The organism is Allobosea sp. 05T433, from assembly GCF_056396065.1.
The window spans coordinates 292,332-305,711 of sequence record NZ_JBFTKS010000004.1 but is presented as its reverse complement, the minus strand read 5'-3'; the positions used below and the strand labels follow the sequence as shown (position 1 = coordinate 305,711).

Genomic DNA, 13,380 nt, shown 5'->3' with positions numbered 1-13,380 from the left:
CTTCGCGTTGACAAGGCGGCACGGGAGCGGGATACCCCGCCGGCCATGGCCCTATTCACCAAGCAGAATACCAAGAAGCTCGCCGTCATCGTCCATGATCTCGTGGTCACGGCGCTGGCAATCGTTTCCGTTTTCGTGGTGCGGTTCGAGGGCGGGCAGCTCGATGAGCATCTGCGCTATCTGCCGAGCTTCCTGCCGTTTTTCGTCGCCTATGCTGGCGCGGTCTACTGGTTTTTCTCGCTTTATCGCTCGAAATGGCGCTTCGCCTCGCTTCCGGACCTGTCGAACATCGTCAAGGCGGTCACCGTCCTGTCGCTGTCGCTGCTGGTGATTGACTATCTCCTGTTGTCACCGAGCCTCTACGGCGCCTTCTATTTCGGCAAGATCACCATCGCACTCTATTGGCTTGTGCAGAACGCGCTGCTCGGCGGCCCGCGCCTCGCCTATCGCTACCTCAAATATTCCCGTTCCAAACAGCATGCCGAGCGCGACGCGGCGCTCCCCGCGCTGCTGCTCGGCCGCGGCGTCGAGGTCGAGATGGTCATTCGCGCCATGGAAGCCGGGACCATGCGCAAATTGAAGCCTGCTGGCATTCTGTCACCGCGCGCCGATGATCTCGGCCAGTCGATCCGCGGCGTTCCCGTGCTTGGTCTGCTGTCTCAGATCGAGACGGTCGCTGGCGACGCGGCCGAACGCGGTGAGCCGTTCCGCCGTATCGTCGCCACTTCGAGCGCCTTGGCACCGGAAGCCGAGCCGGACAAATGGCTCGCCCGGACGCGCAGGCTCGCCTTGCCGATCTCGCGGCTCGATTCCTTCGGCGAAGGCGGGACCGAGACTGAGCTGGCACCGCTGGAGATCGAGGACCTGCTCGTCCGCCCTTCGGTCAAGATCGATCGCGATCGGTTGGGGTCCTTCCTGAAAGGCAAGCGCGTCATCGTCACCGGCGGAGGTGGCTCGATCGGCTCGGAGATCTGCCTGCGCTGCGCGGCCTTCGGTGCTTCGGAGCTCCTGGTGGTCGAGAGCTCGGAGCCGGCGCTATTCCAGATCACCGAGGAACTCGCGGCTCATCGGCTGGAGACAAGGATCTCGGGAGCGCTTGCCGATGTGCGCGACCGCGCCCGGATCACGCCGCTCTTCACGGCGTTTGCCCCCGACATCGTGATCCACGCCGCAGCGCTGAAACATGTGCCTTATCTCGAGGCCGACTGGGCAGAGGGCATCAAGACCAATGTCTTCGGCTCGATGCATGTCATCGATGCCGCGATCGCTGCTGATGCCAAGATCTTCGTGATGATCTCGACCGACAAGGCGATCGAGCCCGTCTCGATGCTGGGAGCGACCAAGCGTTTCGCCGAGATGTATGCCCAGTCGCGCGATGCCGAGTTTGTCGCAGCAGCCTCCGGCATGCGCCTCGTTGCCGTGCGCTTCGGCAACGTGCTGGGCTCGGTCGGCTCGGTGGTTCCTAAGTTCAAGGCGCAGATCAAGCGCGGCGGCCCGCTGACCGTGACCAGCCCGGAGATGATCCGCTACTTCATGACGATCCGCGAAGCCTGCGATCTCGTCCTGACCGCCGCGTCGCATGCCCGCGCCGCAGGGCCAGAGACTGAGCGCGCGGCCGTCTATGTGCTCAAGATGGGCCAGCCGGTCAGGATCATGGATCTGGCCGAGCGCATGATTCGGCTCGCTGGCTACGAGCCGGGCGTCGATATCGAAATCGCGATCACCGGCGTCCGCCCTGGCGAGCGTCTGAACGAGATTCTCTTCGCGCACGATGAGCCGATGGCCGAGACCGGGCTCGACGGCGTCATGGCCGCGAAGCCGAGCTTCGCGGCGCGCGCCCGCATGCAGGGCTGGTTCTCGCGCCTGGAAGCCGCCATCAAGGCTGAGGATCGCCTTGCGGCTGAAGCGGTGCTGGAGGAGGCGATTCCGGATTTCAAGCTGCGTCAGCAGCCGCGGCCAGCTGCGCCAGTGCCGGAAGCGTCGCTGCCGGTGGCCGCCAACCGGCCCTGATCAGCCCCTCGGGGCGCGCGACGAGCCCGCCACTGAGCTTGGCGAAGGCCTGTTTCTTCCCGGACAGCCGCGCCGCCTGCCTCAGGAGGGCCGCTGGAATGGCCAGGAGGCCGGGCTTGCGCCCGAGGCCGGAGCGCATCGCCGCGATCATCTCGGCCACGCTGACGGGCTCGGGGTCGGCAACCGTATAGCTACGCCGTGCCGGACAGGCGGATGTCAGCGCGAAGAGGATCGCGTCGACGAGATTCTCGATGGCGAGCAGCGAGCGCGGGGCATCGAGACCGCCGAGGGGCAAGGGTATCGGCAAACGCGCCAGCTTCAGGAGCGACGCCATATTCGCTTTGACGCCGGGCCCATAGACCAAAACCGGCCTTAGCGAGATCCAGTCGAGACCGAGCGCGGCGAGTCCCTGCTCCGCTGCAAGCTTGGAGCGGCCATAGGCATCGTCCGGTGCTGGCGCGTCGCTCTCGCGAAAATGGCCGTCAAAGGCTCCCGTGAGAGCCTTGATTGAGGAGACATAGACAAATCGCGCAGCGCCTGCTTGCAGAGCAGCTTCCGCCAGCGCGAGCGTCGCCTCGGTGTTGATGCGCCGGTAGAGCGATTCATCGAGACCAGGCCCGGCATGGGCGAGGCCGGCGAGATGAACGACATGGCGGATGCCAGCGACAGCCGGGCGCCAATCCACCGGCTCGGAGAGATCGCCGATCACCACGCGCTCGATGCCCTCATCCGCGGGGCTCTCGCGCCGCTGGGCTACCCGGACGCCATATCCCCTCGCACGAAGGCCGGCGACGACATGCGGGCCGATGAAGCCGCTCGCTCCTGTAACGAGAACACGTTCGCTCACGGCCGGATCCGCTTGCTGGCGAAGCGCCGCAGCAGCAGCCCGGTCAGCATCGCTGCAAGGGCAAGACAGATGAGCTGTTGCCAAAGCGCGGGAACGGCGACGCTGAGTCCGGCAAGCGCGATCAGGGCAAGGTTGAGCAGCGCGACCTGCATCACGACCTCTCGAACGCTGAAGCCGTTGACGGTGGCCTGCTGGTAGAAATGGCTGCGATGCGCCTCCCAGACTTTCTCGCCGCGCGCCAGCCGCCTGAACAAAGTGATCGTCGAATCCGCGACATGGTAGAGCGGCAGGATCAGCGCGGCGGTCAGTGCGCCGGTTCCCGCCAGGCGGTAAAGCAGATAGGCGCTGAGCAGACCGAGCGGCAGCGAGCCGACATCGCCGAGAAAGAGCCGCGCCACGGGCTTGTTGAACGGCGCGAAGCCGATGATCCCGCCGAACAAGGCGGCGGCGAGCAGGCCACTGGCGGGATCGAGCACCCCGCTGGCGCCCGCCAGGGCAAGCGCACCGGCGAGCGGTGCGATGCCGGCCACGGTGATCCAGTCGATGCCGTCCATGAAATTGGCGAGATTGACGAACCAGAGCCCGGCGATGAGCGCGAGACCGCGCTCGAGCCCGAGCGGCATGAGGTCCGGGAACAGTCTGAGTTCGGGAGCGGCGCAGAACAGCACGATCCCGACGCAAAGCGCCTGCAGGACGAGCCGTGTCGCGGCCGGAAGCGGGCGGATGTCATCCCAGGCTCCGACGACCGCCAGTGCCGTTGCCGCCGCCATGACCCAGACCAGATCAGCGCGCGCCGCCGTTGGAAGGGGAAGGAGCAGCAGAGCCAGGATCAGCGCGAGAAAGGCCCCGGCAAGAACTGCGATGCCGCCGCCCTGTGGCGTCGGCTGCGTATGGCTGGAGCGGGCATTCGGCCGCGCCAACGCATAGCGGACCAGCAGGGGCCGCAACAGCACGCAGAGCGCCGCCGATGCCGCGGCAGCCGGAATGATGATCAGCAGGAGAGCAAGATGGGAGTTCAAAGCGCCGGGACCATAGCCGGACGGCGCGGGCCTGCAAGCGTCTTCAGCTTGCGTTGAGGCGCACAAAGAGTGAACATGTGGGTATGTTGCTTCCCGATTCCGTGCTCAACCCGCCGCCTGCCCGCCCAGACATCACCCGTGCCGTCTGCCGCGGCGCGGCCAGGCATCTGCGTGAGCGCGGCTATGCCATCGTCAAGGAAATGACCTTCGCCAATGGCCGTCGGGGCGATATCGTCGCCTTGTCTCCGACCGGCGAACTCCTGGTCATCGAGGTCAAGTCGGGCATCGAGGACTATCGCGTCGATGGCAAATGGCCGGATTATCGCGACTATTGCGATGGTTTTCTCTTCGCGGTCGCGCCGGAATTCCCGCGCGAAATCCTGCCCGACGATGTCGGGCTGATCATCGCCGATAGCTATGGCGGCGAACTCCTGCGCGATGCGCCGCGCCATCCGCTCGTGGCTGCACGACGCAAGGCGCTCACGATCGCCTTCGCCAGGCTGTCTGCCCAGCGCCTTGCCTTGATCGAGGACCCGCCGCTCTAGATCAGTGGGCCGGATATCCGGCCCGATAATCTGACCTTCAGCGCTTGCATAGGCTTTCCCGAAAACCGCAATCCACTTTTCGGGCCGATGCTTCAGCGCGGGGCGCGCTTTGCCAGGATGCGCTGCAGGGTGCGCCGGTGCATGCCGAGCCGCCGCGCCGTCTCAGAGACATTGCGGCTGCACAGCTCGTAGACACGTTGGATATGTTCCCAGCGGACCCTATCGGCCGACATCGGGTTTTCCGGCGGCATCGGCCGCGAATCGCGCGCGGCTGCCAGGGCCGAATGGATTTCGTCGGCGTCAGCGGGTTTTGCCAGGAAATCGAAGGCACCGAGCTTCACGGCACTGACGGCGGTCGCGATGTTGCCGTAGCCGGTCAGCACGATGCCGCGCGCGTCGGGGCGGCGCTCCTTCAGGCGGGCGATGACATCGAGCCCGTTGCCATCAGCAAGGCGCAGATCGATGACAGCAAAGGCCGGGGCCTCTTCTTCGACAGCAGCAAGACCAGCCGAGACACTTTCGGCGATGCGTACGGAGTAACCCCGCCCTTCCATGGCCCGCGCGAGTCGGGTCAGGAACGGCTTGTCGTCGTCGACGAGCAGCAGGGTCATGTCCGATTGGGCGGCGTCGTTCAGCGCCTGTTGCATCTCAACTCTCCTGCCACCGGTTCGGGCCGGCGAAATTGTAACGCGATCATGGGTTTCGCGCATCAGGACGGCGAGAAGGGGCCGTCACCCTCAGGTAGTGGCATTTCCCCCCGTTTTGAAGACCCGGAAGGTTTTGCGTCGGCCTCGAACACCGCCCTCGGCCAGACCATGCGGACGGACGCGCCGCTCGCCGGGGATGGCAGATTCGAAAATTCGAGCGCTGCACCGCCGCGTTCCAGCAGCGTTTTTGCAATGAAAAGTCCCAGGCCCAAACCGCCGCCGGCGCGACTTTCTGCCGCTGCGCGCGAGAGATAGGGCTCGCCGGCGCGCATCAGGACGTCGGGAGGAAACCCGGGGCCATCATCGGCGATGGTCAGCATGACATGCATATCGGTCCATTGTGCGATGATCGCCACTTCGGACCGGGCGAAGTCGACGGCATTGTCGACGATATTGCCGAGGCCGTAGATCATGCCCGGGTTGCGTCGGCAGACGGGTTCCGGCTTGTCTCCGATCATATCGATGCGGAACGGCACGCCGAATGGCCGCTGCGGGCCGGCCGTCTCTTCGATCAGCAGGCGCAGCGAGAGTTGGTCGAGCGGGCCGGCATCGTCGTCCTGAAGCGAGGTGAGCTTGCCGAGGATGCCGCGGCAGCGCTCGACCTGCTCGCGCAGCAGCGTGATATCCTCCGCCATCTCGCCTTCCGGAGGGGCCAGCCGCGACAATTCACGTGCCACCAGGGCGATCGTGGCGAGCGGCGTGCCGAGTTCATGGGCTGCTGCTGCGGCGAGGCCGTCGAGCTGCGAAAGGTGCTGTTCGCGTGCCAGGACCAACTCCGTCGCAGCGAGAGCCTCCGAGAGGTCGCGCGCTTCCTTGGCGACGCGCCAGGCATAAATGCCGGTGAAGCCGAGCCCGAGCACGAGCGCGATCCAGTTCCCGGCCTGGTAGAATGGCGGCAGGACCGGCCGGTTGGGCCCGGCCCAGGGCAGGGGCAGATGCGCGAAGTTCAGCACGCTCGCCAGCACGACGGCCAGTAGCCCGAGCAGCATGGTGCGCTGCGGCGGCAAGGCTGTCGCCGAAATCATCACCGGCGCGAGGAACAGAATTGCGAAGGGATTTTGCAGGCCGCCGGTCAGGTAGAGCAGGGCTGCGAGCTGGATGATGTCGAAGGCCAACAGCGCGGTCGCCGCATCCTCGCGCAGCCTGTGGCTGAGCGGAAAGCGAATGCGCAGCGCAATGTTCAGCCAGGCGGAGATTGCGATGGCGAGGAAACACCAGCCGAAGGGCAGGGTGAAGCCGAGGCCAAAATGCACGCCAGCGACTGCGAGGCTCTGGCCGGCGATAGCAAGCCAGCGCAACCGCACGAGGGTGTCGAGGCGCAAATGACGGCTGGATCGTGCCAGCGGCGGGAGATCCGCATCAGGGACCGTCATGACGCCCATGCATCCGATGACGGACCGGGGTTTTGCAGTGCAAAACTGTGGCATTTTGGCATTGAAGGAAAATCTTAGCCTTTTGCCGGATTGAATGAGAGCAGAAACAATCTAGGCTGCGCTGTTTGTTGCGGCGCATCATCAGGTGCATCCGGCACCCGGGAGACGTCGCTGCATGTATGGAGCTGCCATGTCGTTCGCTTATCACGCCTACGAAGCGGTTCATACGATGGTCGCGCCCGTTCGTGGCATGTCGGATGCGCTGCAGCTGGCGTTCAAGAACCCAGCCAATCCGCTGACCTACACGCCGCTCGGCCGCACGGTCGCTGCGTCCTGTGAACTGTTCGAACGGATGACGCGCCGCTATGGCAAGCCCGCCTTCGACCTGAACGAGACCACGATTGGCGGCGTCAAGGTCGCCGTCGAGGAACGCGTCGTCTGGGAGCGGCCCTTCTGCAAGCTGGTCTATTTCGACCGCAAAATCGCCGGGCGTCGCAAGCCGCAGCCGAAGGTGCTGCTGGTTGCGCCGATGTCGGGCCATTACGCCACTCTGCTAAGAGGCACGGTCGAGGCCTTCCTGCCTGGCCATGAGGTCTACATCACCGACTGGACGGATGCCCGCCTGGTGCCGCTCGCCGCCGGTCGCTTCGATCTCGACGATTATATCGACTACGTCGTCGGCATGCTCCAGACGCTCGGCCCCGACACCCATGTCATGGCCGTCTGCCAGCCTGCGGTTCCGGTGATTGCCGCGATCGCGCGGATGGAAGCGGAGAATGATCCCAATGCGCCGCGGTCGATGACCCTGATGGGTGGTCCGATCGATACCCGCCGCTCGCCGACCGCGGTCAACCAGCTAGCCATGGAGCGCGGTACCGAATGGTTCCGCCGCAATTGCATCACCATGGTGCCGTTCCCGCATATGGGCGCTTTCCGGGAGGTTTATCCCGGCTTCATGCAGCTATCGGGCTTCATGGCCATGAATATCGACCGGCATGTCTCGGCTCACTACGAGATGTACAAGCACCTCATCGCCGGGGATGGCGATTCGGCCGAGAAGCACCGCGATTTCTATGACGAGTATCTCGCGGTCATGGACCTGACGGCGGAGTTCTATCTCCAGACGGTCGATACCGTATTCGTTCAGCATGCCCTGCCCAAGGGCACGATGATGCATCGCGACAAGCTGGTTGATCTGAAGGCCATTCGTCGTGTTGCGCTGATGACGGTCGAGGGCGAGAACGACGATATCTCGGGCGTCGGCCAGACCCAGGCCGCCCATGATCTCTGCGCCAATATCCCGGCCGACAAGCGCGTGCATTACCTTCAGAAGGGCGTCGGCCATTACGGCGTCTTCAACGGTTCGCGCTTCCGCGCCGAAATCGCGCCCCGCATTTCCGACTTCATGGTCAGCCTCGACATGGAGGCAGCCAAGGTGCGCCGGGACGACAGCGCGGCCGTCGCGCGCAAGGCCTTGAAGATCGCGAACTGAAGCCCTTCCGCATCGCCCGCGAATCCAGCACAATTGCGGGCGATGCGGCTCTCCCTGTTCAAGCGCCAGCCTGATCCGGATCGGATCGAGGTCGCTCACGGCGGCACGCTGTTCTCCGTTGCGGTGAAGCGGCGCGCTGCCGCTCGGCGGATGACGCTGCGTGTCTCGCAGGCGACCGGCGAGATCACGCTGACGCTGCCGGAACGCGCAGACTTCCTCACCGGCAAGATCTTCGCCGAGAATCATGGTGGCTGGATCGCGGCAAAGCTCGCCAAACGTCCGCTTTCGGTGCCCTTTGAGCCGGGACAGGTCGTGCCCTTTCGCGGCGCACCCCACCGGATCGTGCATTGGTCGAAGGTGCGCGGCATCACCCACGCTACAATCGACAAGGATGGCACCGCCATCATCGCGGTCGCCGGCGAAGCCGCCCATGTCGCGCGTCGGGTCAAGGATTTCCTGCGCCGCGCCGCACTCGAGGATCTGGAGCGTGCGGTCAGGCACCACACGGCAACGCTCGGCATCCCCGCCCGCAAGATCACCATCCGCGACACCACGAGCCGGTGGGGCTCCTGTTCGTCGAGGGGGCACCTGAATTTCTCCTGGCGCCTGATCCTCGCCCCGCCACTGGTGCTGGACTATCTCGCGGCCCATGAAGTCGCGCATCTCAAGGAGATGAACCATTCCCATCGCTTCTGGGCGCTGACCCACAAGCTCTGCCCACGGACGGAAGAAGCGGAAGCCTGGCTGAAGCGCCATGGCGCAGGGCTGCACGGCTACGGCTGAGGCAGTCCTGGCCGCAGGCGTCCGGCTCGACTTGAGGCGCAACCTCCCCTAACCCGGCATCAGCCGAAACAGGGATGGTCTCGTGAAGCTGCGCCCCGACACGCTCGCAATGACCGCGGTCCTTGCCATGCTGACGGCCCTCGGGCCGCTCTCGACCGATTTCTATTTGCCGTCCCTGCCCGAGATCGTTCGTGTCATGGGCACCGACGTTGCAGGGGCGCAGGCGACGCTCTCCGCCTTTCTGTTCGGTTTTGCCGGAGGCCAGATCGTCTGGGGGCCGCTCTCGGATCGGTTGGGGCGCAAACCCGTGCTTCTCACCGGGCTGGCGCTTTTCCTCGTCGCGACCCTGCTCTGCGCACTTGCGCCTTCGATCGAGTGGCTGGTGGCGGGCCGGGTCTTGCAGGCATTGGGCGCGTCCGGGCCGATCGTGCTCGGCCGGGCCATGGTCAGGGATCTCTATGAGGGGCCCCGCGCCGGCCGGGAATTCGCCCGCATGGGCATGATCATGGGGTTGGTCCCGGCCATTGCGCCGGCGGTCGGCGGCATCCTGCAGGCGGCCTTTGGCTGGCGCTCGACCTTTGTTGCGACGCTGGCTCTCGCGCTGCTGCTGGCGGTCGTGATCATCCTGTTCCTGCCGGAAACCATCCGCGTGCGTTCATCGGAGCGGCTGTCGCTGCTGGCGATTTTCCGCAGCTTCGGCGTCTTGCTCAGGAACCGTCCCTATCGTGTCTATGTCGCGATCACGGCCTTGGCCTATGGCGGACTCTTCGCCTTCATCTCCGGCTCGTCCTTCGTGCTGATCAGCATCTATGGCCTGTCGCCGCGCGATTACGGCCTGTCCTTCGGGTTCGGGGTGCTTGGCTTCATCCTGGGCACCATCATCGCCCAGCGTCTCGTCGGCCGGCGTGGGCTCGACGGCGTCATTGCGATCGGCGTGGCCTTCCTGGCTGCGGGCGGGCTGAGCATGCTGCTATGCCTCACCGCCGGCTTTGGCGGCCCCCTCGGCGTCACGATACCCTGGGCGATCTATTCGATCGGGATCGGGCTCAGCATGCCCCAGGCGCAGGCCTCGGCGCTCATGCCGTTTCCGGATCGCGCTGGTGCTGCATCATCCTTCGTCGGGCTCTGCCAGATGCTGTTCTCGGCCTGTGTCGGTCTTGTGGTCGGCAAGCTGCTGACCAACTCCGCGCTGCCGCTGCCGGCGATGATGTCGCTGCTCGGCGTGTCGGCACTGGTCCTGTTTCACGCCTCGCGCAAGCTGCGAGCGGCCAAGGCCTGAAAAGGCTCAGCCGCCGAACAGCCGCTCGAGGAAGTTCTTCTCCTGCGGCGCAGGCGGCACCCAGGCGCGGTCCGAACCTGCGCCCGCTGTCTGGGTCTGTGCTGGCGGCTGCATGCCGGCCACTGGCGCGCCGCCATCGAAGATCGATTTCGGCCCCGCGCGCCACAACCCACCCGGCAGCGGCGATGGCTGCAGGCCGACATGGGCGGCCTTCATGTACCTGCCCCAGACTTCGAGTGGCAATCCGCTGCCATAGACCCGCTTCATGGCGCTGTTGTCGTCATTGCCGATCCAGACGGCGGTCACCAGCTTGGAGGTGAAACCGACGAACCAGGCATCGCGGAAATCCTGCGTGGTTCCCGACTTGCCGCCGACTTCCCAACCGGCGAGATTGCCCTTGCTGCCCGAGCCGCTGGCCATGGTTTCGTGGAACATGGCGTTGATCATCGGCAGCACCTGCGGCTGCACCACCGTCCCGAAACTCGTCGCCTTGCGGGCATAGATCACCTTGCCCGAGACCGACTTTACCTCGCGGATGACATAGGGCAGCACGGACTGCCCGCCATTCGCGAAGCTGGCATAGGCCGTGGTGAGCTCGATCGGCGTCACTTCCGAGGTACCGAGTGCCAGCGAGCCATTGGCCTGGAGGCCCGAGGAAATGCCGAGCCGCTGCGCGGTGCGCACGACTTCCTTCGGCGTCACCTCCTGGTTCAGCTTCACCGCGACGGTGTTGATCGAATGGGCGAAGGCGGTCTGCAGGGTCACCGGGCCGCGATAGGTGCGGCTGTTGTTCTCCGGCTGCCAGCCCTTGATCGAGACCGGGGAGTCGTCGCGGATCGTGTCCGGCGTCAGGCCATGCTCGATCGCAGTCAGATAGACGAAGGGCTTGAAGGATGAGCCTGGCTGGCGCTTGGCGGCGGTCGCGCGGTTGAATTGGCTCTTGGTGTAGTCGCGTCCGCCGATCAGCGCGCGCAGAGCCCCGTCCGGCGCCATGGAAACGACGGCGCCCTGGCTGGCATTCAGCTTCCCGCCCTGGGCGGCCAGAGACTCGACAAGGGTCGTTTCGGCCGCGGCCTGCAGCTTTGGATCGATTGTCGTCAGCACCGTGACGTCGCCCTCGACCGCACCGATGAAGTCGTCGAGCACGTCCATGACGTAGTCGGCCGCATAGTTCACCGAGCCGGCGCCGACACGTTCGGCCGCTTCTGCCGGGGCGACCAGTGCTGATTTCGCTGCGGCCTGCGAGACAAAGCCCTGCTCGGCCATCGCGGCGATCACGAGCTGCGCCCGTTTCTCGGCCGCATCCGGATTGCGGTTGGGCGCCAGCCGCGACGGTGCCTGTACCAGGCCCGCCAGCATGGCGGCTTCGGGGACGGTGACCGAGCGGGCGGACTTGTTGAAATAGCGCTGCGCGGCCGCCTCGACGCCATAGGCGCCGGAGCCGAAATAGACGCGGTTGAGATAGAGCTCGAGGATCTGGTCCTTGCTGTAGGTCTGCTCCAGCCACAGCGCCAGGATCGCTTCCTGGATCTTGCGCGCGGCGGTGCGGTCCTGGGTCAGGAACAGGTTCTTGGCAAGCTGCTGCGTCAGGGTGGAGCCGCCCTGGACGCCGCCACCCCGGTTGGTGACGTTGCGCACCATGGCGCGGGCGATGCCGATCGGGTCGATGCCGAAATGCTCGTAGAAGCGTCGATCCTCGATCGCGACGAAGGCCTTGGGCAGATAGGGCGGAATCTCGCCAAGCGTCACGGTACGCCCGCCGGTCTCGCCGCGATTGGCGAGCAGCGAGCCGTCGGCGGCGAGGATCGCGACGTTCGGCGGACGCTTTGGCACGGTGAGCTGATTGATCGGCGGCAATTGCGCCGCGTGATAGGCCACCAGCCCGCCGACACCGATGACGCACCAGAGTCCGAGGACCAGCGTCCAGTACATCATCCGGCCGAGGAAGGAGCGGCGCTTGCGTCCACGCCGCCGGCCCCCGCCATTTCCGCCCCCACCCTTGCGGATCTTCGGCATCTCTTCTCTCGGCTCCTGACGTGCGGCGCCGCGATGGCTGCGGCTCGAGCGATCATCGGCGGAGAGGCGCATGTCGAAGGCGTCGGAACTCTCGCTCCGCCCACCCTCGAAGGACGGCTCGCGCCGCTCGCCGCCTCGTCTCGCCCGATCGTTCATTCTGCCCCGTTCAGCCCCGTGAAACCGCGCCCTTTGCACCGAAAACGCGCGAGCTTCACACAGGAGTCAAACATGGCGCTTTTAAGGGCCGGTTAAGGGAAACCAGATTCCAGCACGGGCCCGGAGCAGCGATCACTCGGATTTGTGGCAAATGCGCCAGCCATGGCACTTCGCCGGGGAATGTTGCAGTGCAAACGTTCTTGTGAATTGAAAATCGCGTGAAACCCGACAACTTCGCCGCGCAGTCCAGATGCAATGCCGCAATTCGGCACGAATCCAGCCTGTTCCGACGTACTCGAGCCTCCGCGACCTAGAAGGTTATGTCCGAATGCAAGCCTCCAACCCCCTGAGCCGCTTTGCCCCGCAGGCTCTCGCCGTTTTGCGCATCGTGACCGCGCTGATCTTCATCATCCATGGCACTCAGAAGCTCTTTGGTTTCCCGGCCGCGCCAGCCAGCGGCCTGCCGGCCGCCTTCACTCTGTTCTGGTTCGGCGCCATTCTGGAGGCTGTTGGCGGTTTCCTGATCCTGATCGGCCTGTGGACCCGTCCTGTCGCCTTCGTGCTGGCTGGCGAAATGGCCTATGCTTACTGGATGTTCCACGCACCGCGCAGCATCTACCCGCTGCTTAATGGCGGCGATGCGGCGATCCTCTACTGCTTCATCTTCCTTTACCTGGTCTTCGCCGGTGCTGGCGCCTGGAGCGTCGATTCCCGCTCGAAGCGCTGATTCTTCGACGGAACGGCGCCATTCGCCCAAAGAAAAGCCCGCCTCCCCCAGGGAAGGCGGGCTGATTTTTTTGGCCCGACAGGCCGGCAGAACTCAGACCGAGGCCGAAATCCAGCGCGAAAGGTCGCTCTTAGGGGCCGCGCCGACCTTCTGCGAGGCCAGCTTGCCGTCCTTGAACAGCATCAGGGTCGGGATCGAGCGAATGCCGAACTGGGCGGGAATGGCCTGGTTCTCATCGACATTCATTTTCACGATCTTGACCTTGCCGGCCATCTCACCGGCGATCTCCTCGAGCGCTGGGCCGATCATCCGGCAGGGGCCGCACCACTCGGCCCAGAAATCGACCACGACCGGCTCGCTCGACTTGAGGACATCCGCCTCGAAGCTCGCATCGGTTACCTTGTTCGTCGCCATGGCTTCTTCGCC

At 65.1% G+C, this 13,380-nt stretch carries 12 protein-coding genes; 6 read left to right on the top strand and 6 right to left on the bottom strand.

Annotated features, from left to right (window positions below; genetic code table 11):
- Positions 1-45: 45 nt before the first annotated feature.
- Positions 46-2,010, top strand: a complete 1,965-nt coding sequence (locus tag AC1DGP_RS07770; protein WP_441505077.1) for an SDR family NAD(P)-dependent oxidoreductase — start codon at positions 46-48, stop codon at positions 2,008-2,010.
- On the opposite strand, the gene AC1DGP_RS07765 is transcribed toward AC1DGP_RS07770, so the two are convergent.
- Together AC1DGP_RS07765 and AC1DGP_RS07760 are read right to left on the bottom strand one after the other, a co-directional pair.
- Entirely contained in the window at positions 1,934-2,857 is a 924-nt protein-coding gene (locus AC1DGP_RS07765; protein ID WP_441505076.1) for an NAD-dependent epimerase/dehydratase family protein, read from the bottom strand. The genes AC1DGP_RS07770 and AC1DGP_RS07765 overlap by 77 nt on opposite strands.
- Entirely contained in the window at positions 2,854-3,876 is a 1,023-nt protein-coding gene (locus AC1DGP_RS07760) for an MraY family glycosyltransferase (protein WP_441505075.1), read from the bottom strand. Before AC1DGP_RS07760 ends, AC1DGP_RS07765 begins: the two co-directional genes overlap by 4 nt.
- A gap of 83 nt (positions 3,877-3,959) precedes the next feature.
- Here AC1DGP_RS07760 and AC1DGP_RS07755 point away from each other — a divergent pair, with 83 nt between their 5' ends.
- The gene (locus AC1DGP_RS07755) at positions 3,960-4,421 is read left to right on the top strand and encodes an MmcB family DNA repair protein (RefSeq protein ID WP_441492060.1); all 462 of its coding nucleotides are present in this window, start codon (positions 3,960-3,962) and stop codon (positions 4,419-4,421) included.
- 92 nt (positions 4,422-4,513) lie between these two features.
- On the opposite strand, the gene AC1DGP_RS07750 is transcribed toward AC1DGP_RS07755, so the two are convergent.
- Positions 4,514-5,068: an ActR/PrrA/RegA family redox response regulator transcription factor gene (locus tag AC1DGP_RS07750; protein ID WP_043234810.1), complete on the bottom strand. Its 555-nt coding sequence runs from the start codon at positions 5,066-5,068 to the stop codon at positions 4,514-4,516.
- Between the two features lie 62 nt (positions 5,069-5,130).
- Positions 5,131-6,501, bottom strand: a complete 1,371-nt coding sequence (locus AC1DGP_RS07745; protein WP_476831948.1) for an ActS/PrrB/RegB family redox-sensitive histidine kinase — start codon at positions 6,499-6,501, stop codon at positions 5,131-5,133.
- A 190-nt stretch (positions 6,502-6,691) separates the two neighbouring features.
- Between AC1DGP_RS07745 and AC1DGP_RS07740 the strand changes: the two genes are divergently transcribed.
- The 3 genes from AC1DGP_RS07740 to AC1DGP_RS07730 all read left to right on the top strand — a co-directional run bounded on the left by AC1DGP_RS07740 (position 6,692) and on the right by AC1DGP_RS07730 (position 10,055).
- Positions 6,692-7,993, top strand: coding sequence for a polyhydroxyalkanoate depolymerase (locus tag AC1DGP_RS07740; protein WP_441505073.1), 1,302 nt, complete (start codon positions 6,692-6,694; stop codon positions 7,991-7,993).
- A gap of 42 nt (positions 7,994-8,035) precedes the next feature.
- On the top strand, positions 8,036-8,776 hold the full coding sequence (locus tag AC1DGP_RS07735; RefSeq protein WP_441505072.1) for a M48 family metallopeptidase: 741 nt from the start codon (positions 8,036-8,038) through the stop codon (positions 8,774-8,776).
- A gap of 82 nt (positions 8,777-8,858) precedes the next feature.
- The gene (locus AC1DGP_RS07730; RefSeq protein WP_476831947.1) at positions 8,859-10,055 is read left to right on the top strand and encodes a multidrug effflux MFS transporter; all 1,197 of its coding nucleotides are present in this window, start codon (positions 8,859-8,861) and stop codon (positions 10,053-10,055) included.
- Between the two features lie 6 nt (positions 10,056-10,061).
- Here AC1DGP_RS07730 and AC1DGP_RS07725 read toward each other — a convergent pair whose 3' ends face one another.
- Positions 10,062-12,227, bottom strand: a complete 2,166-nt coding sequence (locus AC1DGP_RS07725) for a transglycosylase domain-containing protein (protein WP_476831946.1) — start codon at positions 12,225-12,227, stop codon at positions 10,062-10,064.
- A gap of 328 nt (positions 12,228-12,555) precedes the next feature.
- Between AC1DGP_RS07725 and AC1DGP_RS07720 the strand changes: the two genes are divergently transcribed.
- Entirely contained in the window at positions 12,556-12,954 is a 399-nt protein-coding gene (locus AC1DGP_RS07720) for a DoxX family protein (RefSeq protein WP_441505069.1), read from the top strand.
- Between the two features lie 93 nt (positions 12,955-13,047).
- Here AC1DGP_RS07720 and trxA read toward each other — a convergent pair whose 3' ends face one another.
- Positions 13,048-13,368, bottom strand: coding sequence for a thioredoxin (trxA, locus tag AC1DGP_RS07715; protein WP_043235061.1), 321 nt, complete (start codon positions 13,366-13,368; stop codon positions 13,048-13,050).
- Between the last annotated feature and the right edge of the window lie 12 nt (positions 13,369-13,380).

Coding starts and splice junctions, on each gene's coding strand:
- AC1DGP_RS07755 (WP_441492060.1), top strand. CDS start 3,960: ATGTTGCTTCCCGATTCCGTGCTCAACCCGCCGCCTGCCCGCCCAGAC.
- AC1DGP_RS07735 (WP_441505072.1), top strand. CDS start 8,036: ATGCGGCTCTCCCTGTTCAAGCGCCAGCCTGATCCGGATCGGATCGAG.
- AC1DGP_RS07725 (WP_476831946.1), bottom strand. CDS start 12,227: ATGAACGATCGGGCGAGACGAGGCGGCGAGCGGCGCGAGCCGTCCTTC.
- AC1DGP_RS07745 (WP_476831948.1), bottom strand. CDS start 6,501: ATGACGGTCCCTGATGCGGATCTCCCGCCGCTGGCACGATCCAGCCGT.
- AC1DGP_RS07770 (WP_441505077.1), top strand. CDS start 46: ATGGCCCTATTCACCAAGCAGAATACCAAGAAGCTCGCCGTCATCGTC.
- AC1DGP_RS07720 (WP_441505069.1), top strand. CDS start 12,556: ATGCAAGCCTCCAACCCCCTGAGCCGCTTTGCCCCGCAGGCTCTCGCC.
- AC1DGP_RS07750 (WP_043234810.1), bottom strand. CDS start 5,068: ATGCAACAGGCGCTGAACGACGCCGCCCAATCGGACATGACCCTGCTG.
- AC1DGP_RS07740 (WP_441505073.1), top strand. CDS start 6,692: ATGTCGTTCGCTTATCACGCCTACGAAGCGGTTCATACGATGGTCGCG.
- trxA (WP_043235061.1), bottom strand. CDS start 13,368: ATGGCGACGAACAAGGTAACCGATGCGAGCTTCGAGGCGGATGTCCTC.